22 protein-coding genes are annotated in these 25,745 nt (G+C 70.5%); 10 read left to right on the forward strand and 12 right to left on the reverse strand.

Translation table 11 applies throughout. The annotated features are described in order from the left end of the window. Positions 1–73 precede the first annotated feature (73 nt). The 3 genes from AB6V31_RS03255 to AB6V31_RS03265 all read right to left on the reverse strand — a co-directional run bounded on the left by AB6V31_RS03255 (position 74) and on the right by AB6V31_RS03265 (position 2,886). A complete protein-coding gene (locus AB6V31_RS03255) occupies positions 74–946 on the reverse strand; it encodes a neutral zinc metallopeptidase (RefSeq protein WP_369364016.1) in 873 nt (290 codons plus the stop codon). Positions 947–1,073: 127 nt separating this feature from the next. Then, positions 1,074–1,574: a hypothetical protein gene (locus tag AB6V31_RS03260; RefSeq protein WP_369364018.1), complete on the reverse strand. Its 501-nt coding sequence runs from the start codon at positions 1,572–1,574 to the stop codon at positions 1,074–1,076. A 97-nt stretch (positions 1,575–1,671) separates the two neighbouring features. Continuing rightward, positions 1,672–2,886: an amidohydrolase gene (locus AB6V31_RS03265; protein ID WP_074696260.1), complete on the reverse strand. Its 1,215-nt coding sequence runs from the start codon at positions 2,884–2,886 to the stop codon at positions 1,672–1,674. A 90-nt stretch (positions 2,887–2,976) separates the two neighbouring features. Between AB6V31_RS03265 and AB6V31_RS03270 the strand changes: the two genes are divergently transcribed. Together AB6V31_RS03270 and AB6V31_RS03275 are read left to right on the forward strand one after the other, a co-directional pair. Then, on the forward strand, positions 2,977–4,170 hold the full coding sequence (locus AB6V31_RS03270) for an NAD(P)/FAD-dependent oxidoreductase (protein WP_369364020.1): 1,194 nt from the start codon (positions 2,977–2,979) through the stop codon (positions 4,168–4,170). 142 nt (positions 4,171–4,312) lie between these two features. After that, positions 4,313–5,539, forward strand: a complete 1,227-nt coding sequence (locus tag AB6V31_RS03275) for a septum formation family protein (protein ID WP_369364022.1) — start codon at positions 4,313–4,315, stop codon at positions 5,537–5,539. A 446-nt stretch (positions 5,540–5,985) separates the two neighbouring features. Here the strand turns inward: AB6V31_RS03275 and AB6V31_RS03280 are convergent, their stop codons facing one another. Beyond that, on the reverse strand, positions 5,986–6,597 hold the full coding sequence (locus AB6V31_RS03280; RefSeq protein WP_369364024.1) for a response regulator: 612 nt from the start codon (positions 6,595–6,597) through the stop codon (positions 5,986–5,988). On the opposite strand from AB6V31_RS03280, the gene AB6V31_RS03285 reads away from it, so the two are divergent. Further along, positions 6,478–7,995 (forward strand): sensor histidine kinase, encoded by a 1,518-nt coding sequence (locus tag AB6V31_RS03285; protein WP_369364026.1) that lies wholly within the window; start codon positions 6,478–6,480, stop codon positions 7,993–7,995. The genes AB6V31_RS03280 and AB6V31_RS03285 overlap by 120 nt on opposite strands. Before the next feature lie 190 nt (positions 7,996–8,185). After that, positions 8,186–8,524 (forward strand): Lsr2 family protein, encoded by a 339-nt coding sequence (locus AB6V31_RS03290; protein ID WP_369364028.1) that lies wholly within the window; start codon positions 8,186–8,188, stop codon positions 8,522–8,524. A gap of 39 nt (positions 8,525–8,563) precedes the next feature. Here the strand turns inward: AB6V31_RS03290 and AB6V31_RS03295 are convergent, their stop codons facing one another. Next, on the reverse strand, positions 8,564–8,707 hold the full coding sequence (locus AB6V31_RS03295; RefSeq protein WP_369364030.1) for a hypothetical protein: 144 nt from the start codon (positions 8,705–8,707) through the stop codon (positions 8,564–8,566). A gap of 335 nt (positions 8,708–9,042) precedes the next feature. After that, positions 9,043–9,468 carry a hypothetical protein gene (locus AB6V31_RS03300; RefSeq protein WP_369364032.1) on the reverse strand — a complete coding sequence of 142 codons (426 nt, stop codon included), beginning with the start codon at positions 9,466–9,468 and terminating at the stop codon, positions 9,043–9,045. A 135-nt stretch (positions 9,469–9,603) separates the two neighbouring features. Here AB6V31_RS03300 and AB6V31_RS03305 point away from each other — a divergent pair, with 135 nt between their 5' ends. The 4 genes from AB6V31_RS03305 (at position 9,604) to AB6V31_RS03320 (ending at position 15,958) form a co-directional block, all read left to right on the forward strand. Further along, positions 9,604–10,899, forward strand: coding sequence for an RNA polymerase sigma factor (locus tag AB6V31_RS03305; RefSeq protein WP_369364034.1), 1,296 nt, complete (start codon positions 9,604–9,606; stop codon positions 10,897–10,899). Between the two features lie 103 nt (positions 10,900–11,002). Further along, on the forward strand, positions 11,003–13,015 hold the full coding sequence (locus AB6V31_RS03310) for a beta strand repeat-containing protein (RefSeq protein ID WP_369364036.1): 2,013 nt from the start codon (positions 11,003–11,005) through the stop codon (positions 13,013–13,015). Positions 13,016–13,112: 97 nt separating this feature from the next. Then, positions 13,113–15,197, forward strand: a complete 2,085-nt coding sequence (locus AB6V31_RS03315) for a hypothetical protein (protein ID WP_369364038.1) — start codon at positions 13,113–13,115, stop codon at positions 15,195–15,197. A 173-nt stretch (positions 15,198–15,370) separates the two neighbouring features. Continuing rightward, positions 15,371–15,958 carry a hypothetical protein gene (locus tag AB6V31_RS03320; protein ID WP_369364040.1) on the forward strand — a complete coding sequence of 196 codons (588 nt, stop codon included), beginning with the start codon at positions 15,371–15,373 and terminating at the stop codon, positions 15,956–15,958. Here the strand turns inward: AB6V31_RS03320 and AB6V31_RS03325 are convergent. Continuing rightward, positions 15,948–17,009, reverse strand: coding sequence for a LacI family DNA-binding transcriptional regulator (locus AB6V31_RS03325; protein ID WP_369364042.1), 1,062 nt, complete (start codon positions 17,007–17,009; stop codon positions 15,948–15,950). The genes AB6V31_RS03320 and AB6V31_RS03325 overlap by 11 nt on opposite strands. Before the next feature lie 26 nt (positions 17,010–17,035). After that, the gene (locus tag AB6V31_RS03330) at positions 17,036–18,715 is read right to left on the reverse strand and encodes a glycoside hydrolase family 13 protein (protein WP_369364044.1); all 1,680 of its coding nucleotides are present in this window, start codon (positions 18,713–18,715) and stop codon (positions 17,036–17,038) included. A gap of 176 nt (positions 18,716–18,891) precedes the next feature. Here AB6V31_RS03330 and AB6V31_RS03335 point away from each other — a divergent pair, with 176 nt between their 5' ends. Then, positions 18,892–19,416, forward strand: coding sequence for an adenine phosphoribosyltransferase (locus tag AB6V31_RS03335; protein ID WP_056225473.1), 525 nt, complete (start codon positions 18,892–18,894; stop codon positions 19,414–19,416). 165 nt (positions 19,417–19,581) lie between these two features. Then, complete coding sequence (locus AB6V31_RS03340; protein ID WP_369364045.1) at positions 19,582–20,439, forward strand: PhzF family phenazine biosynthesis protein; 858 nt, start codon at positions 19,582–19,584, stop codon at positions 20,437–20,439. 6 nt (positions 20,440–20,445) lie between these two features. On the opposite strand, the gene AB6V31_RS03345 is transcribed toward AB6V31_RS03340, so the two are convergent. The 4 genes from AB6V31_RS03345 to AB6V31_RS03360 all read right to left on the reverse strand — a co-directional run bounded on the left by AB6V31_RS03345 (position 20,446) and on the right by AB6V31_RS03360 (position 25,634). Next, positions 20,446–21,162, reverse strand: a complete 717-nt coding sequence (locus AB6V31_RS03345; protein ID WP_143017947.1) for a GNAT family N-acetyltransferase — start codon at positions 21,160–21,162, stop codon at positions 20,446–20,448. 67 nt (positions 21,163–21,229) lie between these two features. After that, positions 21,230–23,107 (reverse strand): FAD/NAD(P)-binding protein, encoded by a 1,878-nt coding sequence (locus AB6V31_RS03350; protein WP_369364047.1) that lies wholly within the window; start codon positions 23,105–23,107, stop codon positions 21,230–21,232. Continuing rightward, positions 23,104–24,456, reverse strand: a complete 1,353-nt coding sequence (locus AB6V31_RS03355; RefSeq protein WP_369364049.1) for an NtaA/DmoA family FMN-dependent monooxygenase — start codon at positions 24,454–24,456, stop codon at positions 23,104–23,106. The genes AB6V31_RS03350 and AB6V31_RS03355 overlap by 4 nt, the downstream gene beginning before the upstream one ends. After that, entirely contained in the window at positions 24,453–25,634 is a 1,182-nt protein-coding gene (locus AB6V31_RS03360) for an LLM class flavin-dependent oxidoreductase (protein ID WP_074696225.1), read from the reverse strand. The genes AB6V31_RS03355 and AB6V31_RS03360 overlap by 4 nt, the downstream gene beginning before the upstream one ends. Positions 25,635–25,745 lie beyond the last annotated feature (111 nt).

Consider the following 25,745-nt stretch of genomic DNA (forward strand, 5'->3'; position numbering starts at 1 on the left):
CGAGCCGAACGGGGAGTCCTGGGAGGCGGGGGACGACGCTGATCGACTCTCGCGAGGCGGCGCCGGCGGAGGCCTAGAGGCTGCCGCCGGGCACCGAGAACGTGTCGCAGGCGTTGACGCCGCCCTGGCGGCCCTCGTCGAACCACCGGGTGCGCTGTGCGCTCGATCCGTGCGTGAAGCTGTCGGGGTTCGAGATCTGACCCGCCTCGGCCTGGATGTGGTCGTCGCCCACGGCGGACGCGGCCGACAGGGCGTCGAGGATCTGCTGCTCGGTCGGAGGCTGCAGGTAGGGGGTGCCGTTCTCGTCCACCTGCTCGGAGGCCGCGGCGACCCAGGCCCCCGCGAAGCAGTCCGCCTGCAATTCGGTGCGGACGCCGTTGCTGTCGGCGCCGGTGCCGTTGTTCGGGTACTGCTCCATCACGCCGGTGAGGTTCTGGACGTGGTGGCCGTACTCGTGCGCGAGCACGTAGAGCTGGGCGAGGGGGCCCGCGGTGGTGTCGTACTGCGCGCGAAGGATGGAGAAGAAGGTCGGGTCGACGAACACCGTCTCGTCGGGCGGGCAGTAGAACGGACCGGTCGCGTTCGAGGCTGTGCCGCACGAGCTCCCCGTCTGCTGGTCGACGATGACGAGCTGGGGCTTGCGGTAGCCGTCGAGGCGTTCCGCCCAGAACTGGTCGATATCGAGCGATGCCGCGGCCAAGCGGCAGGCGTCGTCGCTGTTGGCATCCCGGCCCGTCTCGCAGCTCGCGACCTGTTCGCCGCCGCTGCCGGGGGCCGCGCCGCCACCCGAGCCGAGCAGGCCGGTGAGGTCGGTCCCGGTGAACATCGAGATGAGCAGCACCACCACGGCGCCGAGGCCCACGGCCCCACCGCCGACGGCCGCCACGGTTCCTTCTCGGCGCTTGGCCGAGTTGCCGCCGACGCGGGCATTGTCGTTGAACGTCACGGCGGTCACGCTACGCGCCGACCGGACCGTCGCCGAGGGGCTGGACTTCGCGTGCGGGAGCCGTTCGCGTCGGCGTCGTCCGTCGGCACACCCCGCGGTGTGACTCTGCTCCGTGTCCCGTCCCCGGTTACCGCTGTGTGATCGGCCACGTCTCGATGTCGAACTGCCCGAACGGCAACGGCGAGTACAGCGAGAACGAGCTCCAGTCGTCGACGTGCACCGTCATGATCGCGATCCAGCCGACGGCCAGGGCCACCGGCGTGAGGACGACGATCGCCATCCGCGCGTTGTTCAGCATGCGGAACGCGTGATCTTCGTCACCGGCTCGGCGGAGGATGCGGGTGATCGTTCCGATCACGACCACCGCGAGGAGGGCGAAAAGGAGTGGGCTCGGACCCAACTCGATCGACCCGCACCGCGGCTCGATGGCGGTCGGAGCGCCGCCGGCATCGATGAACCCCTGTCCGTTCGCGGCGAGGCCGCCCGAGCAGCTCTGGTGCGTGCCGCGGAGGAACATCGCCGACACGGCCGACGCGACGATGGCCCAGACGAGCAGGGAGCGGATGCCGACGAGGAGCGCCGACCCCGGCAGGAGCGGTGTCGTGTTCTCGGTGGGAGTCGTGGTCACAGCGTCCTCCGGCGGAAGGGGGCGAGATCCCACCCTCACACGAATCGCGGCGCGACGCGAGGGCCCCGGCCTCGCGGCTGGGCCGGAGCAGGACACCTCAGCCGAGGAACTCCCGCGCCGCCACGACGAGATTCTCTACGCCGCGGTCGATCGTCGGCTGCATCACCGGGGCGAAGTACGGCGAGTGGTTCGTCGGGATGTCGCGCTCGATGGTGCCTCCCGCGAAGGCCTTCTGGAACGTCTCGGGATCGACACCGCCCCAGAACCAGAACACTAGGGGGGCGCCCGACTCGCGCGCGAACCACGACACGTCCTCGCTCCCGGTGAACATGCCGGGGTCGACGACCGAGCCCTCACCGAACGAGCGCTGGAACGCCGCGGTGAGGCGGGCCGTGGCATCCGTGTCGTTGATGGTCGGCGGCAGGGTGTGATCGGTGGTGATGGTGGGCGTCTGCTCGGCCCCCGATGCCTCGGCCTCGGCGCGGATGATGCGCTCGACCTTCGTCATCACGCGCTCGCGCGCGGCGTCGTCGGGGTAGCGCAGGCTCAGCTCGAGCTTGGCCTCGGCGGGGATGATGTTGTTCTTCAGTCCGGCGTGGATCGATCCGACGGTCACGACGGCGACGTCGCGGGGGTCGACCTCGCGCGAGACGACGGTCTGCAGGCGCATGACGGTGGCGGCGGCCATGACGACGGGGTCGATCGTGGAGTGCGGGCGCGAACCGTGACCCCCGCGGCCGTGGAGCACGACGGTGAGGCCGTCGGATGCCGCCATCTGCGTGCCCGGTCGCACGCCGATCATGCCGGCGGGAAGGGGCGTGACGTGCTGGCCGAGCACGATGTCGGGTTTCGGGTACCGGTCGAGCACGCCGTCGGCGATCATCGCCTTCGAGCCCGCCCCGTACTCCTCGGCGGGCTGGAAGACGGCGACGACCGTCCCCGCCCACTCGTCGCGAGTGGCGACGAGGCGCTCGAGGGCACCGATCAGGGCGGTGACGTGCATGTCGTGGCCGCACGCGTGCATCACGGGGACGGCGTTGCCGGCCGGGTCGGTGCCGCGCGCGGTGCTGGCGTACGCGAGGCCCGTCTGCTCCTCGACGGGAAGGCCGTCCATGTCGGCGCGCACCCACACGACGGGACCCTCACCGTTGGCGATGGTCGTGACGAGGCCGGTGCGGCCGACTCCCTCTTCGACGTCGAGCCCGAGATCCGCGAGGTGGCGGGCGATGACACCCGCCGTCCGCGTCTCCTGGAACGACAGCTCGGGGTGGGCGTGCAGGTCGGTGTAGAGGCTTTCGAGGTCGACGCTCATGCCCCGAGCCTAGTCAGCGAGGCGCTACCGGATGCCGCTCACCCCCGCAACCCATCCGCTTCGGTCAGGTTGAGCGGCGACGCTGACGCCATGACCACCACACACTTCGACTACCTCATCGTCGGCGGCGGAATGGTCGCCGACACCGCCGCCCGCGGCATCCGCGAGATCGACGCCGACGGATCCATCGGGATCCTGAGCGACGACGTCGACGAGCCGTACACGCGCCCCGCCCTGAGCAAGAAGCTGTGGACCGATGACGAGTTCACGTGGGAGAAGGTGCCCCTCGGCACCGCCGACGACACCGGCGCCGACATCCGGCTGCGCACGCGCGCCACGGCGATCCGCCCCGGCGAGCACGAAGTGGATGCCGGAGACCAGACGTTCTCGTACGGCAAGCTCCTGCTCGCCACCGGCGGCAAGCCCGTCCCCCTCCCCGTCGACGACCGCTCGAACGGAGAGCGCGCACTGACCTTCCGCACGGCCGGGGACTACCGCCGCCTGCGCGCCCTCTCGAAGGACGTCGACCGCATCGCCGTGGTCGGCGGCGGATACATCGGCTCGGAGCTTGCCGCAGCCCTCGTGCAGAACGACGTCGAGACCGTGCTGATCCACACCGGTGCGGTGCTCGGTGACGCGGTGTTCCCGCCGGCGCTCGCGGAGCGGTTCGAGAAGCTCTTCCGCGATGCCGGCGTCGAGATCGTCGCCGGTTCGAAGGTCTCGGGAGGAGAAGTGGATGCCGCGGGCGCCCGCCTCGACCTCGAGAACGGTGACGAGGTCCGCGCGGATGCCGTCGTGAGCGGTCTCGGTATCGAGGTCGCCACCGACCTGGCGGAGGACGCCGGGCTGACGGTGGACGACGGCGTGCACGTCGACGCGCAGCTGCGGTCGTCGGCCGACGAGGTGTACGCCGCGGGCGACGTCGCCAGCTACCCCGACCGCCTGCTCGGGCGCCGCCGCGTCGAGCACGTCGACAACGCCAACGAGCAGGGCAAGGCGGCCGGACGCAATCTCGCTGGCGCCGCCGAGCCCTACACGCACACGCCGTACTACTACTCGGCGGTCTTCGGCATCCGGTACGAAGCGGTCGGAACTCTCGACTCGTCTCTCGAGACGATCGAGGACTGGATCGACACCGAGCGCGGCGTCGTCTACTACCTCGACGACGATCGGGTCGTCGGCGTCCTTCTCTGGAACGTCGAAGAGGCGCGGGATGCCGCCCGCTCGGTGCTCGCCGGGGCCGACACCCTGACGCGCGACGACCTCGTCGGGCGAATCCGCTGACGATGCGGGCGAGGGCGCGAGGTGCGGACGGCCTCGCCCCTCGCCGTGCGCCGGGCTCCGCGCTCGTGCGGAGGGCCCCGCGGCACTAACCTGGACGCGCGCTGACAGTCTTCGGCGCGAGAGACCCCCCCAGGAGCGCCCGATGGCCACCGCTGAACTCCGATTGTCCGTCCCCGTCGATCGAGCCCGCGACGCGGTCGGCTACGCCCTCGCCGAGCAGGGCTTCTCGGTGCAACCGACGGCATCCGGCTCCCTCGACGTCTCGCGCGGCAGCATGGGCACCACCCTCGTCGCCGGAGCCTTCGCGGGTCAGGACATGCACGTCCGCTTCGACGTGCACTTCTCTCAGGCTACCGAGGGGACGCTCGCGTCGTTCGAGCACTCCGCGGTCGGCGGGTTTTTCAAGGGCGGCGCGATCGGCGCGGCCAAGGCCGGCGATGTCGTGCGACAGGCGGCTCATCTCACCGGTGAGCGCCTGGCTCAGCAGGGCCTGCTCGTCGGCGGCGTGCCGGCGGCCCCGTCCGATGCGGGCGCCGCGCAGCAGCCGGTCGCGACCGACGGCACGTGGGCACCTCCGGTTCCGCCGGCGCCGCCCGGGTACCCGGGCGCGGCCGCTCCCGCCTACGGTGCGACGCCGGAGTACCCCCAGGCGGGTGCACCCGCGTACGGCGCCTCTCCCTACGGCACCGCTCCCGCCGCTTCGGGGAAGACGAACGGCATCTCGATCCTCGCGATCATCCTCGGCTTCGTGTTCCCCGTCGGCGGCATCATCGCGGGTGCCGTGGCCCTCGCCCAGATCAAGCGCACCGGCGAGAAGGGACGCGGCCTCGCCATCACCGGCATCGTCGCGGGCGCCGTCATCAGCGTCCTGGCGATCATCGCCGTGATCGGTCTCGTGATCTTCTCGATCGCGGTCGGTTCGCAGGCGTCCTCGTCGGACCCCTTCGACATCCCGGACTACCCGCAGGACGGTGGCGTCACCGTGGGCCCGAGCGAGGCGGCCCCGGGCGACGGCGACACGTACACGCTGCCCGTCGGCGCGTGCCTCGACAACGTCCCGGGCGGCTTCATCAGCTCGTCCAACCTCGTCGACTGCGCGGTCCCGCACACGTACGAGGTGTTCAGCAGCTTCCTCCTGCCCGAGGGGACGTTCCCGGGCGACGACGCGATCGCGACCGCGGCCCAGGAGGGCTGCGACGCTGCGTTCCCGTCCTTCGTCGGCATCCCCTTCGACCAGTCGGCGCTGAACTATCAGTTCGTCGCTCCCACCGAAGACACCTGGGCCGGCGGCGACCGCGAGATCTCGTGCCTGCTGTACGACCCGGCCGTCGAGGAGACCACCGGTTCGCTGGCGGGCTCGGCGCGCTGACGCCGGGCGCGAACGGCGTCCATGCGAGGCGCTGCTCGGCGCGCGGGGCGGGAGGTGCCTCGCGCCGGGTGCGACGGTGGTGAGTTCGCCGATGGCGCCATGAGAGTCGTCTGTGTCCTGACAGTGGGCTCGTGCCCACCGGCGGAGGAACACACGGAGGGGTGAGCGGGGAGACGCAGAGTGGGCCGCGTTCCCCCGCCCGACGCCGAATCGGGTACATTCGGCGCTTGAGCAACCGGGGGAGTCTCTAGGGGGAGAACAGGTTGCTCAAGTCGAAGGTGGGATGAGGCGGGCGTGAATCTCGAACTTCCACACCCGCCCCGAGCGGCCCACCACAGGCTCTGACCACGCGAGGAGCTATCTCGCGCGGACAACATCCTGACCGTGTGCCCGCCCGCCAGGAGGGCTGAGCGCGAATTTGTCCACTTCAGGTGACGCTCGCGCAGTTATGGCGTATCCACCCGATCACCGAGCAGATGCGACTCGGCGAGCCCGTGAAACCAATTGGACAATTGGACTCTGTTCGTGGTGTCGGTTTTGTCCATCGCGCGAGACACGTACGTCTTGACCGTGTTCTGACTCAAATGCAGGGCCGCGGAGATCTCTTCGTTGCTCGCCCCCATCGCCAGCAATTCGACGACTTGGATCTCTCTGTCGGAGAGCACGGTGGTGCTGGTCTTCGATGAGGAGTCTGCGCCGACGAGCGCCGTGATGAAGTCGGCTGCGGGAGCCGTCTTGGCGACGAAGGCGTTGACACCGACGTTGCGTGCGTCCGCATACAGCGCCGGGTTGTCGATCGACGACATGAGGACCATGCGCAGGTCCGGGTATACGAGACGGACTCGGCGCGCGACGGAGAGACCTGATTCCTCGGGCATGAAGAGGTCCATGAGAAGAACGTCGGGTTGCAGGTCTTTCACGGCCTCCAGGAGCCCCCGATGGCCGGCGAACTCACCCACGATCGAGACGCTCGTATTCCCGCGCAACAGGAGCCTGATGCCGGTGCGCACCAGCGGATCGTCATCGATCACCAGCACGCGAGCCGGCTTGCTAGACACGTTCATCGAATTCTCCCTCGCGAGCACCCCCAGGCGCCGGAGACGAAACGTATCACCCGACCTCCGCCCTCCCCGGGCGAGATGCAGCCCAACCATCAACATCGGTTGACACGGAGCATCCCGACAGTGCGCGGTATCCGGTACTGTCGGTCTCCAATCCGTCGGAAGACGGAAAACGCACTCACGTTGCACCCGATCAGCGTGAGGCGGACTACTCGTCGTGCCGCGATGCAGCGCCCGACCCGTGCGGAGGACGCATTGGTGAAAGACAACCTCGACTACTTCAGGTCGTATCAGCGAAACGCACTACTCGCTGCGGGTGCGGGAGCGATCGGGTTGGCGCTTTTCGCCTTAGCCGCCCCGCCTCTTCAATTGTGGAATCTGCTCGTCACCCTCGCGATCGGGTCCATCGGCGTGACCGCTCTCCTCTGGAATCACAAGCGAACGCGTCTCGTGGCCGGGATCGTCCTCGCCACCGCCGCCCTGACACCCATCGCCGCCCCCGCCGGGTGGGCGATGATGTTCCTCCTCGGGCTCCGGTACACCCCACGGGTGACCATCTGCTTCGTCATCGCGGGGATGACATCGAGCGCCGGTCTTTTCGTGCTGTATCTCATTCGCTGGGCGAATACCTCCAACGCCGGCCTTGCCGCTCTCATCGCGGTGTTCTCGATCCTCACCACCGCCGGCGCCGGCTTCGCGGGAATCGTTGCCGGCCACCAGCGTCGGCGGAACGCCGAGGTGACCGACCTCTTCCTCGACGCGATGAAGCAGGCGCCTCGTATCTCCGAGCAGGCGACGCAGGCGGAGCGCTCACGCATCGCCCGCCTGCTCCACGACGAACTCGGTCACAATCTGGCGCTCATCAACCTTTTCGTCAGCAGCATCGAGACCGCTCGGCTGACCGACAGCGAGATCAGAGAAGCGCTCAGCACCATCCGCGATCAGAACCGGGCGGCTGCGCGGGCGCTCGCGAACACCGTCACCGACCTCACGTCCACGTCGAGCAGGGCTGTGCTGGAAGACAGGCTCGCCGATATCGTCCGCGAAGTCGAGCGCGCGGGGCTCGCCGTGTCGATCGACGTCGTCGACGACCTCCCGCTCAGTGGTGCTCATTCCGACTTCGTCGTACGCACCGTCCGCGAGGGACTGACGAACGCCGTGAAATACGCGCGGCCTGCTCGGGCGGACGTCACTTCCGCGTTCGACGAGCGATCAGCGACGGTGACCTTCACCATCGCGAGTCCACGCGCAGAAGAACATGAGGCGGGACACCCGATCTCGAGCGGGAATGGCATTCGAAGCCTCCAGACAGATGCCGTTCCCGTCGGGGGAGTGGTGACCTTCGCAACAGACGACGCCCGTGCGTACTTGACTCTCATGTTGCCCATCGATTGAGAAGAAGTCGGTGGTCACCAAATGACGGACGGAGCCCACCGGTCGGGACATTCCGGGGAATAGCGCGCGCTCTCGTGGCCGAAAGTTGATCTCCCACCGGGATTGCTTCGCACCCGTGTCAGCGGGTCGTTAGATTCGCACGCATTGCGGCGTCTGTCGCCGCATCCGGAGAAGACGAAAGGCCTCCCACGTGGCGCAGCGGAAAATCATCCAGATGGTCGACGACCTCGACGGGGCAGTCATCGAGGACGGCGAGACCGTCCACTTCTCGATCGACGGTCGTGTGTACGAGGTGGATCTCTCGAGGCGGAACGCCCAGGCCCTTCGTGACATTCTCGCCCCTTACATGGCCGCCGGCCGCCGCTCCGGCGGTCCCGCCCGCACGCGACGCGCGGCGTCGACCCGTGACGTCGAGGCCATTCGGAGATGGGCGACCGCGAACGGCTTCGCGGTCAGTGACAAGGGCAGGATGTCGAATACCGTCCTCGAGGCCTACCGGGCGGCGAATCACTCCTCATCCCGGGACTGAGCGTTCCTCCGCCCGACGACAGGCGCGCTCGCCGTTCGCCTACCGCGAGAGGGCGAGGGCCACGACGGCAATCACACCGCCCCACACGGGGATGACGAGAAGAGCGGCGATGAGAGCCCCTCGGAAGAACGACAGCGACTCGGCCCGGCCCGCGTCGCGGCCGTTGGCACTCTCCGACGTCATCGTCGGGTCGCCGGGCGGGTCGTCCGATCGCAGCGGGTGAGGGTGTGCTCCGGCGGAGCGTTGAGACGCGCGGAGCGCGGCGGGGGCAGAGAATGTCGGCATCGCGATCACCTCGGGATCAGGTCGCCGGGCCCGGGATGCCCGGTGATCGCATCACTGTAGGAACGCCCACCTCGGCCCCGGCGAGCGCCGACGCCGTTTGTCAACTTCTGACCACCGATCGCACCCTGCGTCGCGCCCCAGGCACTCTCCGAAGGAGAGGGGCGGGCTCGTCCGCCGCTCACCAGATCCAGCGCGGGCTCGGCCGCGCCGGCGAGGAACAAGCGGGCATCGGCCTAGTGAGAGGAACCGCCATGATGCGGGAGAGCGAGGTGATGTGCTCCGCTGGTCGCGGCCGCGAGCTGGGCGATCTCGGGGTGGAACCGCCAGGTGATGATGACGCGCTGAGTGTCGTTTCGCGCGACGCGCGATGCCTCCGCCAGCACGTCCCACAGGTCGATCAGGGCGACATCGTCAGCGAACACCACACCGGACGGCATCAGATCCAGTGCCGTGCGGACGGCGGTCGCTGTCGGGGCCGTCAGTCGTATCCACTCGGACGTCTGCTCCACGGCATCCGCGACGATGGTCGATCGCAGGCGTTTCGTCGCTCCCGTGATGATCACGACACGGTGCGGCCCGGTGAGAGCGTCGTTCACCGCGCGCCGCAGGGGTTGCACGGCCGGCCCTCTGTCGCCGGGAGTGGAGGGGGAGATGTTCATCGGGACTCCTTCATGTGCGGGCCCCGCGCATCAGACAGCGCGGGAAACGAAACTCCTTCCGTCGGTTGACGTCCGGGGCGGAGGAATCTATCGCCGACCCGTGCGCGCGAATTCTGACAAATCGAGGGGACACCGATGAGAGCTGAGGAGAGTAGGACGGCGGGGGACGCGGACCGCCTCGCCGCTCGTGCCGCCGCCGGAGACCGAGCCGCGGCGGCCCGGTACTTGCAGAGTGTGCTTCCCTACCTGAGACGGATGGCGAACCATGTCACCTCGGCGCCCCTCGACCCCGACGACGTCCTCAGCGAAGCCCTTTCCCGGCTTCTGCAGAAGTGGAACAAGGGCACCGGACCCCGATCGCACGCACACACGTATGTCATCCGAACGATGCGGAACATCGTCGTCGACGAATACCGTGCGTCGCGTTCCCGAGATGTTCCCCTCGGCCTCGAGGGGATGCCCACGGACGAATCGGTCGACGATTCGTTGCGCGAAATCGAGCTGGATGGCGAGTTCACGCTCATCCGGGAAGCCTTCCACAGCCTCCCCGAGGACCAGCGGAAGGTTCTCGCCGCCGTCACCGTTCATGGACGGAAGCCCTCCGAGCTCACCAGCGAGCTCGGTCGAAACGCCGCCGCCGTCTCGAATCTGCTCCGACGAGCCAAACTCGCCCTCCGCCGCGCCACTCTCGTCTCGACACTGCGCCGGGGGCACGCCGACTGCGCCGCCAACGCCGCGCATATTCCGCGGACTCCGCAGCCGGAGTGGCAGGCGCACGAACCCGCTGCACCGGGGCTGGCGCACATCGGCGGCTGCCGCACGTGCCAAGACAACTGGCGGCGATGGGCGACCCTGACGTCGGCGCTCGGCGTCACGACCGTCCTCGTCGTGTCATCCGTGAGCGAGCCCCCTACTGCCGTCGCTCTCTCGCCCCCTCGGCGCGGGAGTCGTCACCGGGTGGTGGAGCGCGGGAGGAGCGTGATCTCGCGGGCGCTCCCGTGGCTCACGCCGGGCGCGCTGTCCGTCGCTGCCGGCTCGACCTTGGCCGCGGTCGGACTCGTCACGCTCTTCCTCACCTCTGCCACCGAACCCCCCGCGCACTTCACCGCCGAGGCGATCTCATCGACCACCCTGTCGCTCTCGTTCGCCGTCGACGCGGAGACCTGGCGGGCCGACTCGATCGCCCTCACGATCGAGGGCGGGCGCCTCGGCGAGGTGCCTCCCGCATGGAGGTGCGAGACGCGCGCCGACACTGTGGTGTGCGACCCCGGCCCGGGACCGATCGACGTCGTCCTCACCGTCGTCTCCGACGGCACGACGGCCGCGCCCGCCTACCGCGTCGTCGTCCACGCGCGGGCGAGCCAGTTCGATTTCGAGGGGACCGCCACCGGGTATCTTCCGCACGGCGACGCATTTGTCACCGGAAGTTGACAACCGTTGCCTGGGGTGAGGCATGTGTATGTGTCCCCCTCTACCTTCCAAAGAACGTCCCGGCCCGGGGGCGGTCTCTGTGCGCCCTTGGGGGGACCACGACATGTCTTCGACCCGTTCCATCGCTCGACGCGCCGCATCATCGAATCGTTCATCGGCCCGCCGCTGGTCGGCACAGGTCCTCGGTGCCGCGCTGCTGGCTGGTGCGCTCGTGATGGCGCCTGCGCTGCAGGCGTCGGCGGTCTCCTCACCCCCTGTGGTGGTCGACCAGTTCACCACCACGAATGGCGCCTTCCTCCTTCTGAAGCCGAGCGCGGGCAACGTCCTCTACTCGGCCAACGGCGGCGCCGGCAATCTCAACGTCACCGACTTGTCAACGACGCCGCCGTCCACCACGCAGCGGGTGCTGCGCACCGGTCAGTACGGGGTCAATCTCGAGCTCGACGGGAACACGGACGGGTCACGTCTCTTCGTGACATCGACCACGGGCATCGACGTCTTCGACGTGCTGAACCCGTCTGCCCCGTCGGTCTTCTGGCCCGCCCCGAGCGGCACTCGCTACAACTCGACGGCGTACAACCCGGCCACGGGGCGCTTGCTCGTGTCTGTGACGGACGGTGCAGCGAACTCGATCATCGATCTCGACCCTGCTTCGGGAGCCGTCGGGCAGCACCCGACGGCAGGTCTGCAGTACGCGCAGCTGGCCGTCGACGCCACCCGCGGGCTTCTCTATGGGATCACCAATGGAGCCCTGACCGCCATCCGCACCTCTGACTTCACCATTGCCGCTACCGCAGCAGTGCCGGGCATCGGAAGTAACAATGTCAACGGAGTAGCAGTTGACAGTGCACGGGGCCGAGTCTTCGCCACAACCGATGCGCAGACCACCTCGGCATCGGTGTCAGCTTTCGACGCGTCCACGCTGGCGCCGGTGAACACCTATCCGCTCTCGTCGGCGTCCGCGGGCGCGCTGTCGTACATCGCCGGCTCCAACTACCTCGTCGTGGGCTTCATGGGTCCGAGCAAGCCCCGCCTGATCGACCTCAACACGGGCACCGTGACCCAGATCACCGCCGCCCCCACCGGTCTGAACCGTGGCCTCGCCGTGGACCAGACGAACGGGTACATCTACAACGCCGGAACCACCAACAGCCAGGTCACCGTCCTCGCCACCGCCGTGGACATCCTCACCACCACCGTGCCGAACGCAGCGGCGGGCACCGCCTACACCGCCTCCATCGACGCCGCCGGCTCCCTGCCACGAAGCTTCGCCGTCTCCAACGGCGCCCTCCCGCAGGGCCTGACGCTCGACAGCGCCACCGGCATCATCGCGGGAACGCCCACGACGGGAGGGACCTTCACCTTCACCGTGACCGCGACGAACGTCGCAGGAACGGACTCGCAGGCGTACACGCTCTACGTCGCGCAGCCGCCCGTCATCACGACCACGACCGTCCCGGACGGCGTGAGCGGAACGGCGTACACCACCGCGATCGCCGCCACCGGCAACGGCCCCATCTCATACGCCATCAGCTCCGGGGCGCTGCCGGTGGGCCTGGCCCTCGACGCGGCCACCGGTGTGATCAGCGGCACCCCGACCGCCGCGGGGTCGTCTTCTTTCCAGGTCACGGCGACGAACTCCGACGGAACGGACACGGCCGACTACTCGATGCAGGTCCTCGCGGCACCGGTCATCACCTCCCCGACGCCCCCGGCGGCGAGTGCCGGCGCGGCCTATTCGCACACCGTCACCGCATCGGGCTCCGGGCCGATCACCTTCACCGTCAGCTCCGGTGCGCTTCCCGCCGGTCTGACGCTCGACGCCTCCACCGGGGTCATCTCCGGAACACCGACGGTCTCGGGTTCCTTCACCTTCACGATCACCGCGACCAATGCCGCCGGGTCCGACGCGCGCGCCTACACGCTGACGGTCGCAGCCGCACCGGTGACCCCGGCACCGTCTTCGACGCCGACGGCGGCGGGAACGGGGACCAGCAAGCTCGCCGTCACCGGCAGCGACGGCGCACTCGCGGCGTCCCTCGCGGGCGGAGGGCTGGTGCTGCTCGCCGTCGGGGCCGGCATCCTGATCCGGCTGCGCAGACGCCATCTGTCCTGATCCGACCCCACTTCACCTGGCCCGGTCGGCGTCGGCGCTCACCATTCCTCGCCATCGGAACCCGTTCGCCGACCGCAGGCCCGTCATTGGAGAAACCATGACTCCGAACTCCCTCTCTGCGGGGCGCGCTCTTCGCGCCGAAGCTTCGCCACCTCGCGCTGACAAGCGTCCAGGCGGTTTCGCGCGCTCCATCGGGATCCTCGCGGCAGCCGTTCTGGCGGGGCTGTTGGGGCTCGTCGTCCCCGCGGTGGCGGCGCCCGCCGCTCAGGCGGCCACGGTGTGCGCCGCCGGCAGCATCTACGCCAACGTGGGGTCCGGTCGGCTCGCGCTGAACGAGTATTCGACAACGGGGGCGCTCCTCAACTCCGTGCCCCTCACCCGGGACTACTACGACATCGCCTTCCTCAGCGACGGCACCACGCTGTACGGCGTGCGCGTCAACGTCCTCTGGCGTATCGACCCGACGACGGGGCAAGAGGTGGCGGGCACGCCCATCACGGGCCTTCCTGCGAATTATGAGGCGAACGCCTTGAGCGCCCTCCCCAACGGCGACCTTCTCACCGGGACGAGCAACTCCACGGAGATCTTCCAGATCAACCCGACGACGGGCGTCGCCACGCCGTTTCGCGCGTCCTTCCCTCCGGGCTTCGGGTCGGCCGGCGACTTCCTCAGCCTGAACGACGGTGACATCCTCGCCGTCGGCACCGGCACGAACGTGAGCACGTTGTTCCGCATCAAGCCCGACAACTCGGTCATCGAGGTGGGCACGGTCCCCACCACGTATGGCGCGGCTCAATCGGGCAACGTCATCTACCTGCCCAGCGGCGGCGGAGAGATCTACGCCGTCAGGAACTTGCCCACCACCGCGTCCACCGCACCCATCCCCGTCGACACCGTCGCATCCACCGGCCTGGTCTTCTACGGGGCGACCTCCCCTCAAGACAGCGGTCTGTGCGCCGGTCTGACCCTCGAGAAGACGGTGGCGCCCGCGACGGCGGCCCCTTATGCCGCGGGGCAGGCCGTCACCTTCTCGTTCCGCGTCACCAACTCCGGAAACACCCCCGTCCGTGATGTGGCCATCGACGAAACGGCGTTCACCGGCACCGGCCAACTCGGTCCGATCAGCCCGAGCACCTCCGGCTCGCTCGCGCCCGGGGCATCGACGACGTTCACCGCGAGCTACGTCCTCACTCAGGCGGACGTCGACGCCGGGGTCGTCACGAACACCGCGGAAGCGACCGCGACATACTTCCAGCGGTCGACGATCACCTCTCAGCCATCGACCGCGGCGCTTCCCATTCAGGCGGCCGGCTCTCTCTCCCTGCAGAAGAGCGCATCTCCCGCCGGACTGAGCGCCTACACGGTCGGCCAGAACATCACCTACACCTTCGATGTGCGCAACACGGGGAACGTCACCGTGAAGGACGTCGCGATCCGCGAGGACGCGTTCACGGGGAGTGGCGTCATGAGCGCCCCCACTCCCGCCACGGTCGCGGCACTCGCACCCGGCGAAGCAACGGTGTTCACCGCGACCTACACGCTCACCCAGGGCGACATCGATCGGGGCACCACGTCGAACACCGCCACGGCCACCGGCACCGCACGGGGCATCCCCGTGACCTCGGCGGCGTCGCGGGCGCTTCTGTCCGGGACGGCCGCCCCGTCCCTCGCTCTCGACAAGACCGCCGCCCCCGCACCCGGCGGCGCGTTCCACGTCGGCGACCAGATCTCGTACCGCTTCACCGTCACCAACACCGGCAACGTGACGGTGACCGGCGTCGGGGTGACCGAGGGCGCGTTCACGGGCACGGGCACGATGGGGGCTGTCTCTCGGTCCGGGACGACGACGCTCGCCCCCGGTGAGAGCACCGTCTTCACCGCCACGTACACCGCCACGAGTGAGGACGCGACGAGAGGTTCTGTGTCGAACACGGCGACGGCGTCGGGCACCGCGCCGGGGAACGTCCAGACGGTTTCGGCCCCCTCCACCGCCGCGGCGCGCATCGCGGCGCTCCCCGTTCCTCAGCCCTCCGCGTCTCCGACTCCGGCGTCAGCTGGTCGTGCCAACCTCGCGGTCACCGGCGGCAACGGCGCGATGGCTCCCGTCCTCATCGGCGCTGCGCTTCTGCTCGTCGTCGCCGGCTCGGGGGCCCTGGTGCGCGCACGGCGGCGTCGACTCTAGGGTCGTCTCATCATGTCCGGTTCGGTCCGTCCCCTCCCTCGGTGCGGGCGGACCGAACCCGACGTGTCGCGCCCCGCGCGTGAATGCGGATGACGCAGGGGAGATCCCCCTGCGTCATCGGGGTCGGAACACTGCGACTCAGAAGGGATCCGTCTGAAGTGTCCCGTGCGCGATTGCGAGCAGTCATCGCCGTCCTGGTGATCGCCGGGGGAGTCCCGGTCGCGCTGCTCGCGTGGATCGGCGGGGTCGTGCTCGCCGATCGGCTCGGGCTTGCGGTGTCGTCGGAGCAGATCTTCACGGGGCTTCTCGCCCTCCTCATCGGAACCGTCGTGTGGCCCCTCGCTCTCCGCCGGCTCCGGCGCGAGTTGTGGCGCCGCGAGAATTCGGCTCCGGCACCGGCGCCGACGCGCGGAGACGGCCTTCTGCGAGTGCTCATCGTGATCTGTGGAAGCGTCGGGATCCTGGTTCTGTGCGCTCCGCGCGACGTCGTCGCAGCAGTGACCGGCATCTGGGCCGCGGTGTCCGCGGGCCCGCGAGAGGACGGCATCCTGCTCCAGCTCGTCCTCACCCTCGTGAGCCTGCTCCTGGCCGCTCCCGCGCTCTTCGTGACGGGATACGCCCTCCGGCGCCTGGACGGTCAGGACCCGCGGCGTCTCCGCTGGCAGGAGCGGCGGAACTGGTACACCGCGGCCGCCGTCGCGTGGGCGGTCTCGCTGGGCCTCGGCCTCGTTCTCTCCGTGGCGGCCCTGCTCACTCTCTAGAGCGACCCGTGACCGATGCGGCGGGGGTGCCCTCGAACGGCCTGCGGACCCGAGGGTCCGGAGCCGCGGTCGAACCGCGGTCGACCACCTCGAACGGCAGGGTGCCGAGGCCCCGCCCCGGCTCGGCGCCGTCGAGAGCGGCGAGAACGGCCTCGGCTGCCCGCGCCCCCTGACCCCGCGCGAACTGGTCGATGGTGGTCAACGAGAACCATCGGCCGAGCTCGTGTCCGTCGACCCCGATGATCGAGACGTCGTCGGGAACCCGCAGGCCGAGCTCCCGGGCGGCGAGGATCGCACCGATCGCCATCTCGTCCGACGCGGCGAACAGCGCGGTCGGACGGTGTTCTGCCGTGAGCAGCCGGGTCGCCGCCGCCGAGCCTCCCTCGATCGTGAAGTCGGCCGGTTCCACCACGGCATCCGCGATGCCCGCCGCCGCCAGCTGCTCCAGGAAGCCCCGACGGCGCAGCCCCGGCACCGTCGAGCCCGCGGCGGTCGCAGCGTCCGCTCCGATGTGAGCCAGGCGGCGGTGGCCGAGCTCCAGCAGATGCTCGGTGGCGGCGCGGCCCACGGCGAGATCATCTACCGTCAGAGTCGTCAACAGCGGGTTCGGGCCGGCGATCGCCACGATGGGAACGTCGAGGCCGCGCAGGGACGTCGACTCCTCGGCATCCAATTCGAGGGCGACCGTGATGACGGCGTCGATGCGGCGGCGGCGCAGGTGGTCGTCGAACACGCGGCGGCGCTCGGTCGGGTCGGCACTGACGCTGTAGAGCGTGATGTCGTAGCCCTCGCGGACGAGGGCGTCGGAGATGCCGGCGAGGACCGTGCTGAAGAACCACCGGTCGAGGAACGGCACGACCACGCCCACCGCGCGCGCCCGCCCGGTTGCCAGACTCGATGCCGCCGCCGAGACGACGTAGCCGAGCCGGTCGGCCGCGGCCAGCACCCGGTCGCGGGTGGCGGTCGAGACGGGTCCGCGCCCGCTCAACGCGCGCGAGACCGTGGCCGTCGACACACCCGCCGCGCGCGCGACGTCGTCGATACCGGCCACGGTCTCGCGATTCAGGATGCCGCGGCTCAGGCCGCCGCGATCCACACGGTCGTGTCGGTCGGCAGGCGCTCGCCGTCGAGCGGGCCGCTCGCGATGAGCACCTCGCCCGCGGGCAGCTCGACCGCGCCGTCGCCGAAGTTGGCGATCACCAGCAGCGAGCCGTTGCGGAACGCAACCACGTCGTCACCGTAGCCGTCGAGCCACTCGAGCTCTCCCGCGCCCAGGTTGCGTGCGCGGCGCTCGGCGAGAAGCGACCGGTACAGCGTCAGCGTCGACGAGGGGTCGTCGACCTGCACGTCGCGGGCGAGGTCGGCCCACTCCGCGGGTTGCGGCAGCCACGACTCACCCGTGGTGTTGAAGCCGTACGCGGGGGCGTCGGCGGTCCACGGGATGGGCACGCGGCAGCCGTCGCGCCCGTAGCGCTCGCCGTTCGTGCGGAACCAGGTCGGGTCTTGACGTGCGTCGTCGGGCAGGTCGATGACTTCGGGGAGGCCCAGCTCCTCGCCCTGGTACAGGTACGACGAGCCCGGCAGGGCCAGCATGAGCGAGGTCGCGGCGCGGGCGCGGTGCAGACCCTTCACGGGGTCGGGCTTGCCGGGCGTCTTCGGGCCGATGCCCGCACCCTGCGGGTTCTCGGCCGTCAGTGCGAGGCGCGAGGCGTGGCGCACGACGTCGTGGTTCGACAGCACCCAGGTGCTCGGGGCGCCGACGGCGGCGTACTCGGCGAGCGACTCGCCGATCACGTCGCGGAGGGCAGCGGCATCCCAGGCGGTCTCGAGGTAGTGGAAGTTGAACGCCTGGTGCATCTCGTCGGGCCGCACCCACAGGGCGGTCTGCGCGACGGTGGGCAGCCACGCCTCGGCGCAGAGGGCGCGGTCGCCGTCGTACGCGGCGAGCACCTCGTGCCACTCGCGCCACACCTCGTGCACACCGGGCTGACCCCAGTACGGGACCTCGTCGGCGTCGCCACCCATCGAGCCGCCATCGGGGTCGGGCGTGAAGTCGGGCAGACCCTCGGCCTTGATGAGGCCGTGGGCCACGTCGACACGGAACCCGTCGACCCCGCGGTCGAGCCAGAAGCGCAGGATGTCGCGGAACTCCGCGCGCACCTCGTCGTTGGTCCAGTCGAAATCGGGCTGGGTCTCGTCGAAGATGTGCAGGTACCACTGGCCGGGCGTGCCGTCGGCCTCGGTGACACGCTTCCACATGCCGCCGCCGAAGACGCTCTCCCAGTTGTTCGGGGGCAGCTCGCCGTTCTCGCCCGTGCCGTCGCGGAAGATGTAGCGCGCGCGCTCGGGGCTGCCGGGGGCAGCCTTCAGCGCCTCCTGGAACCACACGTGCTGGTCGCTGGAGTGGTTGGGCACGAGGTCGACGATGACCCGGATGCCGCGCTCGTGCGCACCCGCGAGCATCGCGTCGAAGTCGGCGAGGGTGCCGAAGATCGGGTCGACGTCGCGGTAGTCGGCGACGTCGTAACCCGCATCCTTCTGCGGCGACCGCTGGAAGGGGCTCAGCCAGATGGCATCCACCCCCAGGTCCTTGAGGTCGTCGAGGTGGGCGGTCACGCCCGGCAGGTCGCCGAGGCCGTCGCCCGAGGCGTCGGCGAACGAGCGGGGGTAGATCTGGTAGATGACGGCGGTGCGCCACCACTCCGAGCCGGGAGCGGCGACGAGATCGGCGCGCGCGTCTTCCTGCGTGAAAGTCATGGCGTCGACCTTACTGCAAGCGCTTGCAGGGTGGAGCATGCGGGCCTTGAGACCCATCGAGTGTCCACGACACCCGGACGAGATCTCGACGGGTCCGCGCGCCTCGGACACTCGACGTCCCGGCTGGCCATCCGCCGCGCGCCCCGCCTCGCGAGCGCCGCGATTAGGCTGGGTCGGTGCCCGACGCCTCCGCCCTCGCCCGCGCTGAATCGCTCATCACGAGCATCCCCGACTACCCCAAGCCCGGGATCGTGTTCCGCGACATCACGCCGCTGCTCGCCGACGCCGCGGCGCTCCGCGACGTGGTCGAGGCGCTGATCGAACCGTTCGCCGGTCGTTTCGACGCCGTCGCCGGAGTCGAGGCGCGCGGCTTCCTGCTCGCCGGAGCCGCTGCCATCGTCGCGAACGTGGGACTCATGCCGATCCGCAAGGCCGGCAAACTTCCCCGCCCCGCGGCCACCGTCTCGTACGACCTCGAGTACGGCTCGGCGCAGATCGAGATGCACGACGACGCCGCGGACGGCGCCCGCGTGCTGCTGCTCGACGACGTCCTCGCCACCGGCGGAACCCTCGGCGCGGGTCGCGAGCTGCTCGAGGCCGTGGGCAGCGAGGTCGTGGGCATCGCGACGCTGCTCGAGATCGACGGCCTGGGTGGCCGCGAGGCGCTCGGCGGCGACCTGCACTCCGTCTTCCACGTCTGACGCGGCGTCCGCGAGAGCCCTGGCGGCGCGGCGCGTGCGAAACTCCTGAGCTCTCGGTCGAGAACGGGCGCGTGCCGGCTGTTTCGGAGCCCCGCCGCCCGATTGCTCAGGAGTTCGGCACGGCCCTGCGTCCGGGCCGCCTCCGCCGTCGACCAGAATCGACGCATGACCTCGCGCCCCGACATCCTGCACCTGCTCGCCTTCGCCGCGGAGCCCGGCGGCGGGAACCCGGCGGGAGTCGTGCTGGATGCCACGGGCCTCGACGAGCCGCGCATGCAGCAGATCGCGACCGACCTCGCCTACCCCGAGACGGCCTTCGTCACCGCGCGCGACGATCGGCGCGCGCGGGTGCGGTACTTCTCGCCCGGCGCCGAGGTGCCGTTCTGCGGGCACGCGACGATCGCCACCGCCGTGGCCCTGGCCGAGGCGGAGGGCCCCGGTCCCTTCATCTTCGACACCGCGGCCGGCGAGATCGCCCTCGAAACCGCCGTCGACGCCGACGGTCGCGTGACGGCCGGCTTCACGAGCGTCGACCCCGTGCAGAGCGAGCTCGATGCCGAGGTGGGGCGGCGGCTGCTCGGCATCCTGAATCTCGCCGTGGGCGATCTCGACGTGCGGCTGCCGCTGGCGCAGTCTTTCGCGGGCAACACGCACCCGGTCGTCGCGGTGGCCTCGCGCGAGCGCTTCGACTCGTTCGACTTCGACCCTGCGACCCTGCGGGCACTGATGGACGAACGCGGATGGGCGGGCACCGTGATGGTCGTGCATGCGAAGAGCCAGGATGCCGAGGTGTTCGAGGCCCGCAACCTGTTCCCCGTGGGCGACATCACCGAGGACCCGGCGACGGGGTCGGCGGCGGCCTCGCTCGGGGCGTACCTCCGCGACCGCGTGGGACGCACGGCGCCTTTCTCGTTCACCGTCCGTCAGGGGCGGCACGTGGGGCGGCCGAGCGAACTGCGCGTCGACGTCCCGGCGGGCGGCGGCGTGCGCGTCAGCGGGACGGCGACGCCGCTCGAGCACTGACGTCGATCACGCCGGCGTGCGCACCGCCGCGAAGCGGTTGCGCCGACGCAGGGCGAAGCCCAGACGCTCGTACGCGGCGATCGCACCGACGTTGCTCGCGGCGGCGTGCATCATCGCGCGGTCTCCGCGTTGCTGGATGTGGAACGCGACGTCGAGGACGAGCCGCGAGGCGAGTCCCTGGCGGCGGTGGTCGGCGTCGACGGCGACCGCGCTGATCTCGGTCCAGCCGGCGGGGTGCAGGCGCTCGCCCGCCATCGCGACGAGACGACCCTCGCGGCGGATGCCGATGTAGCGGCCGAGCTCGTAGGTGCGGGGCCGAAAGGGGCCGGGCTGGTTCCGCGCGACGATGTCGATCATCTCGGCGGCGTCGTCGGCTCCCAGCTCGATGGCCTCGTCGTCGGGACGGGTGCGGAGGGCGTCCGTCTCGACGAGCTGTACGCCCTCGCCGCCACCGACCCACTCCCAGGAGGTCGGGATCTCGCCCTCGAAGCCCGAGAGGCCCACGTCAGCGCCGGGCCCGACGAGGTCGCGCAAGGCCTCCCACACGTCCGGATCGTCCCAGGTGCGCACCGCCACGAAGGGGGCGACGTCTTCGGGATAGCGCTTGACGAGATCTCCGCCGATCGCGAAGTGCGCGTGCGGGCCGGCGAGGGCATGCCACGCGGCGTTGTCGAGCACGGTGGCGTCGGCGTGCGGAACGGGCAGGGCGGAGGTGGTGGTCATGGGCATCCGTTCTGGGGGGAGGTGCACGTAAGACAACAGCGTCAGGCGCTGCGCATTCCACGGGGCCTCAGCGCACCCCGGCGGGGGCCCGCGCGGCGAGGGCGGCGGCGACGGCCCCGGCGATCCGGTCGGTCTGTCGCAGCGACAGCGAGTCGGAACGCGGGCGGGTGAAAGCCCCGGCCTCCATCGACGAGGTGAAGGGCCCGATCGCGAACATCGCCGCGCGCGCGTGCCCGTCCCGTGCGACGACGCGGCCGTCGGCGTCGACGTCGATGCGCCCCAGTGAGCCGGTGAACGTCTCGTCCGACACGTGCACCTCGCGGCCGTGGCGGCTCGCGAGTTCGCGGAGCGCCGGGTTCTCGCTCGCCGAGGCGGTGGCCGCGGGCAGCCACGCGTCGATCAGTCCGCGCGCGCTCACCTCACCCGCGGTCCGCGGTGACGACGCGACGAAGCCCCGGTCCGCGTCGACGTGCACGGTGATGTCGGGCCCGAGGAAGCGCACGATCCCGGCCTCGGCGAGAGCGAGGAACTCTTCCAGCCGGTGCGCGGGCGGCCCCGAGGCGACGTAACTGAAGAAGGCGTGCCAGGTCACCGGGAGGTCGACCGCGCGGGAGCGCGCACTCCACCGCTCCGTCGGGATGTCCGACAGGCCCAGGAAGGACGTCAGGATCGTCAGGAACAGCGCCTGCGCGGTGCTGCGCTCCTGGCTTGTGCGCAGGTGCAGGTCGTCGACGATGTGCCGACGCACCCGCTCGTGCACGTCCGCGGCACGGGCGAAGGTCTCCTCGCCCAGCGGCACGTCGAGCGTGCGCACGTCGAAGCGGTCGAGGGGATCGGGCACTACCGCGGCCGCGGCGCGGCGGAGGGCCGCGGTGTCGGCATCCACCTCTCGAAGGGTTTCGCGGAACACCTCCCAGGTCGTGGCGACGCGCTCGGGGTGGCCGGTGAACAGCTCCCGGTAGTGGCCCCACACGAGCTCGCGCGCGATGAGCGGCCATACGTCGTCGAGGAAGTCGATACTGCCGGGCCGCGCGAGCAGATCGGCGACCGCGGCGGGGGTCAGCACCTCGCGCACGGGCGGGCCGCCCTGCAGCTGCGACGACACCTTCGAGCGATAGGGCACGCCGCGGCGGGATCCGAGGTGAAGTCGCGGCTCGAGTCCTGACGGTTCGTAGTGCAGCCGTCCGTCCCCGATCCGGGTGAAGACCCCGCCCCGGCCGGCGGTGAGCAACACTACGGCGTCGACCGCGGCCAATCCCATTCCACGGACGATCACGTCGTCGCCGGGGGCGAAGACGGAGAGGTCGGCGTCGGCGGTGAACGCCGGCGGGACGTAGGTCAGCCCCGCGCCCACGGCGGCGTCCCGCAGAGCGACCACCGCGTCCTCGGGCTCGCGCGCGTTGTGGCCCATCGCGTACACGAGCACGTCGGCGGGCAGGCGGATGCCGTCGGCGAGGGCGACCTCGTACCCATCGAGGGTGTCATCGACCCACTGCACGGTTCCCTCGTGCCACCGTACCTCGACCCCGGGCGGGGCGATCGCGACCGTACGACGCCAGAACCAGTCGAGGTACGCGCTCTGCAGTCGTCGCGTGGGGAAGGAGTCGGGGCGGAGGCTGCGCAGCTCGGCATCCACCTCCGGATCGTCGATCGCGACGTCGGGGAGGGTGCCCGCGCGCACCCGCTCGGCCCACTCGATGAGCGACGGCCCCGAACGGATCGGCCCGGCGATCGTGCAGGACTCGTCGGTGAAGACCGTCACGTCGCGCGCCATCGAGTTCAGCTTCAACAGGGGCGACTGCTCGCGCCGCCAGATGCGCCCCGCCCCCGGGGGGAACGGATCGACGAGGGTGATGCGCAGCGGAGCGGGCGCTCGCCGCGCGAGCAGGCGCTCGACGAGCATGACCGCGCGCGGTCCCGCCCCGACGATCACGAGCTCGGTCATCGCACCCCGGCGTTCGCGGGGACCGGGGGCAGCCCGAGCAGATCGTGCAGCGTGGCGCCCTCGTCGTATGAACGGCGGAACGACCCGCGCTCCTGCAGCAGCGGCACGACCCTGTCGGCGAACTCGTCGAGGCCGTGCGGGGTCACGTGTCCGACCACGGTGAACCCGTCGGTGGCGCGTTCCTGCACGTAGCGGTCGATCTCGGATGCCACGTGCTCCGGTGTCCCGACGAAGGTGTGCGTCGCGGTCAGGCGGATGACGAGCTCGCGGATGCTGAGGCCCTCGGCCGCGGCCTGCTCGCGCAGTTTGCCGACGCGGGCACGGATCGCAGCGTGACGACCGGCGAAGCCCTGCGCCGTCTCGACGCCCGTGTCGGGCTCGAGGTCGGGGAGCGGGCCGTCGGGGTCGTAGCCGCTGAGGTCGCGGTTCCAGATCTGCTCGAGGTAGGTGATCGCCGTCTGCGGCCGCACCTGGGCCAGGGCGATCTCCCGCGAGCGCTCGCGGGCCTCGTCGGCGGTGTCGCCGAGCACGAAGGTCGCGGCCGGCAGGATCTTGAGCGAGTCCTCGTCGCGACCGTTCGCGGCGAGCCGGCCCTTCACGTCGCGGTAGAACTGCTGCGCGTCGTCGAACGCGGTGTGCAGCGAGAAGATCACGTCGGCGTGCTGCGTGGCGAAGTCCCGGCCGTCGGGGGAGTCGCCCGCCTGCACGATGACCGGTCGCCCCTGCGGCGACCGCGGCACGTCGAACACCGCGTCGACGTCGAACAACCGCGACTCGTGCCGGACGCGCTCGATGGCGTCCGCGCGCAGGAACTCACCCGTCTCGGCATCCGCCTCGATCGCGTCGTCGCGCCACGACGACCACAGCGCCTTCGACAGGGCCGCGAACTCCGCGGCCCGCACGTACCGGTCGGCGTGATCGAGGTAGCCGCCGCGGCGGAAGTTCGCGCCGTGGAACGCGTCCGAACTGGTCACGGCGTTCCACCCCGCGCGGCCGTTCGACAAGAGGTCGAGCGTGCCGAGCTGCCGAGCCAGCTCGTACGGCTCGTTGAAGGTCGTGTTGAGCGTGCCGACCAGGCCGATGTGCTCGGTGACGGCGGCCAGGGCCGTGAGGATCGCGAGGGTGTTCGGGCGTCCCGCGACGTCGAGGTCGTGCAGCTGCCCGCGGTGCTCGCGCAGGCGCAACCCCTCGGCGAGGAAGAGGTAGTCGAAGAAGCCGCGCTCGGCCGTGCGCGCGAAGTGCTCGAACGACGAGAAGTCGATCTGGCTGCCCGCGCTCGGGTCGGTCCACACGGTCGTGTTGTTCACACCCGGGAAGTGGGCGGCGAGGTGGATCTGCCGACGGGTCATGCGCCGACCTCCTGACGGGCATAGCGACTGGCGAGACGGGGGAGTCCGAGACGTTCGCGGAGCGTGGGCGCCCCATCGTCGGGGAGGAGGATGCCGGCGGCCGCCGCCGCGGGGACGACCCGGTCGGCGATCGCGTCGAGGTCGGCCGGAAGACGGGCGGGTCGTAGGCGGACCCCGTCGACGCCGGCCGCGGCGAGGGCCCTGACCTCGTCCACCACGTCGGCGGAGGTTCCCACCACCACCCGGGCGTCGGTCGTGAGCGGTGCGCGCTCCTGCAGGCGGGCCCACACGGCTTCGGCCTCGGTGCGCGAGTCCTCGACGAGCACGAGCAGGTCGGCGAACACGCGCAAGTCGTCGCCCCCGTCGAGGTCGCCGAGGATGCCCCCCACCGCGGTCGCATCGGCGGGAGTGACGAACACGAGGTCGGCGTGTTCCGCCGCGAAACGGTAGGGGACCGTCTGGTGCGCGAGAGCGGTGATGAGGGGTTGTCCCTGCGGCGACCGCGGCACGATCGACGCGCCCGTGATCGAGAAGAACTCCCCCTCGAACTCGACGTTGTGCACCCGCTCGCGGTCGAGGAACTTCCCCGACTCGAGGTCGCGGACGATCGCGTCGTCCTCCCACGAGTCGGCCAGACGCCGGATGACGTCGGCGACCTCCCCCGCCTCGCGGAAGGCGGCGAGAAGCGCGGGGTCGTCTTCGACGCGACCGGATGCCGGCAACCCGGCCGGTCCGTCGGTGCGGCGCCCGAAGTTCCGGCGCTCCTGCGCGGTCGAGCCCGCGACGAGTCGGACACCCGCGCGGCCCCGGCTCACGTGATCGAGCGTCTGCAAACCCGTCGCCAGGTGGAACGGCTCGGGGTGGGTCGTCGTCGCGGTGGGGACGAGACCGATCCGGCGTGTGGCCGGGGCGAGGAACGACGCCAGCAGCACCGCATCGAGACGCCCGCGCGCGCGATCGCGGCGGGTCTCGGCATCCGGCTCGAACGATCGTCCGCCCAGGCTCAGCGCGTCTTCGATCGTCGCGAGGACGAGTCCCGCTCCGTCGGCCGTGCGGGCCAGGGCGCGCCAGTAGGCGGCCGAGGTCAGCTCGGTGGGCCGGGCCGTGGGCTCGCGCCACGCGGCCGGGTGCCAGCCGGCCCCGTCCAGGGCGACGGCGAGGTGGATGCGGTCGGGCATCGGGGCTCCTTCGGTCAGGCGAGTGCTGCTCACTGTCGCCCGGACCGCGACACGGCTCAATGCGTGACGTAACGAAACGCCTCGAAGCGTCATGAACCGACGACGGGGGCG

Source organism: Microbacterium sp. 16-032 (genome assembly GCF_041079455.1).
In the GTDB taxonomy this organism is placed as follows: Bacteria; Actinomycetota; Actinomycetes; order Actinomycetales; family Microbacteriaceae; genus Microbacterium; species Microbacterium testaceum_A.

Excerpts from the sequence above, each read along its gene's own strand:
- AB6V31_RS03300 (WP_369364032.1), bottom strand. The coding sequence starts at position 9,468 with ATGAACATCTCCCCCTCCACTCCCGGCGACAGAGGGCCGGCCGTGCAA.
- AB6V31_RS03360 (WP_074696225.1), bottom strand. The coding sequence starts at position 25,634 with ATGCCCGACCGCATCCACCTCGCCGTCGCCCTGGACGGGGCCGGCTGG.
- AB6V31_RS03350 (WP_369364047.1), bottom strand. The coding sequence starts at position 23,107 with ATGACCGAGCTCGTGATCGTCGGGGCGGGACCGCGCGCGGTCATGCTC.
- AB6V31_RS03345 (WP_143017947.1), bottom strand. The coding sequence starts at position 21,162 with ATGACCACCACCTCCGCCCTGCCCGTTCCGCACGCCGACGCCACCGTG.
- AB6V31_RS03285 (WP_369364026.1), top strand. The coding sequence starts at position 6,478 with ATGGCCGGCGAACTCACCCACGATCGAGACGCTCGTATTCCCGCGCAA.
- AB6V31_RS03305 (WP_369364034.1), top strand. The coding sequence starts at position 9,604 with ATGAGAGCTGAGGAGAGTAGGACGGCGGGGGACGCGGACCGCCTCGCC.
- AB6V31_RS03355 (WP_369364049.1), bottom strand. The coding sequence starts at position 24,456 with ATGACCCGTCGGCAGATCCACCTCGCCGCCCACTTCCCGGGTGTGAAC.
- AB6V31_RS03315 (WP_369364038.1), top strand. The coding sequence starts at position 13,113 with ATGACTCCGAACTCCCTCTCTGCGGGGCGCGCTCTTCGCGCCGAAGCT.
- AB6V31_RS03310 (WP_369364036.1), top strand. The coding sequence starts at position 11,003 with ATGTCTTCGACCCGTTCCATCGCTCGACGCGCCGCATCATCGAATCGT.
- AB6V31_RS03265 (WP_074696260.1), bottom strand. The coding sequence starts at position 2,886 with ATGAGCGTCGACCTCGAAAGCCTCTACACCGACCTGCACGCCCACCCC.
- AB6V31_RS03330 (WP_369364044.1), bottom strand. The coding sequence starts at position 18,715 with ATGACTTTCACGCAGGAAGACGCGCGCGCCGATCTCGTCGCCGCTCCC.
- AB6V31_RS03340 (WP_369364045.1), top strand. The coding sequence starts at position 19,582 with ATGACCTCGCGCCCCGACATCCTGCACCTGCTCGCCTTCGCCGCGGAG.
- AB6V31_RS03275 (WP_369364022.1), top strand. The coding sequence starts at position 4,313 with ATGGCCACCGCTGAACTCCGATTGTCCGTCCCCGTCGATCGAGCCCGC.
- AB6V31_RS03295 (WP_369364030.1), bottom strand. The coding sequence starts at position 8,707 with ATGACGTCGGAGAGTGCCAACGGCCGCGACGCGGGCCGGGCCGAGTCG.
- AB6V31_RS03270 (WP_369364020.1), top strand. The coding sequence starts at position 2,977 with ATGACCACCACACACTTCGACTACCTCATCGTCGGCGGCGGAATGGTC.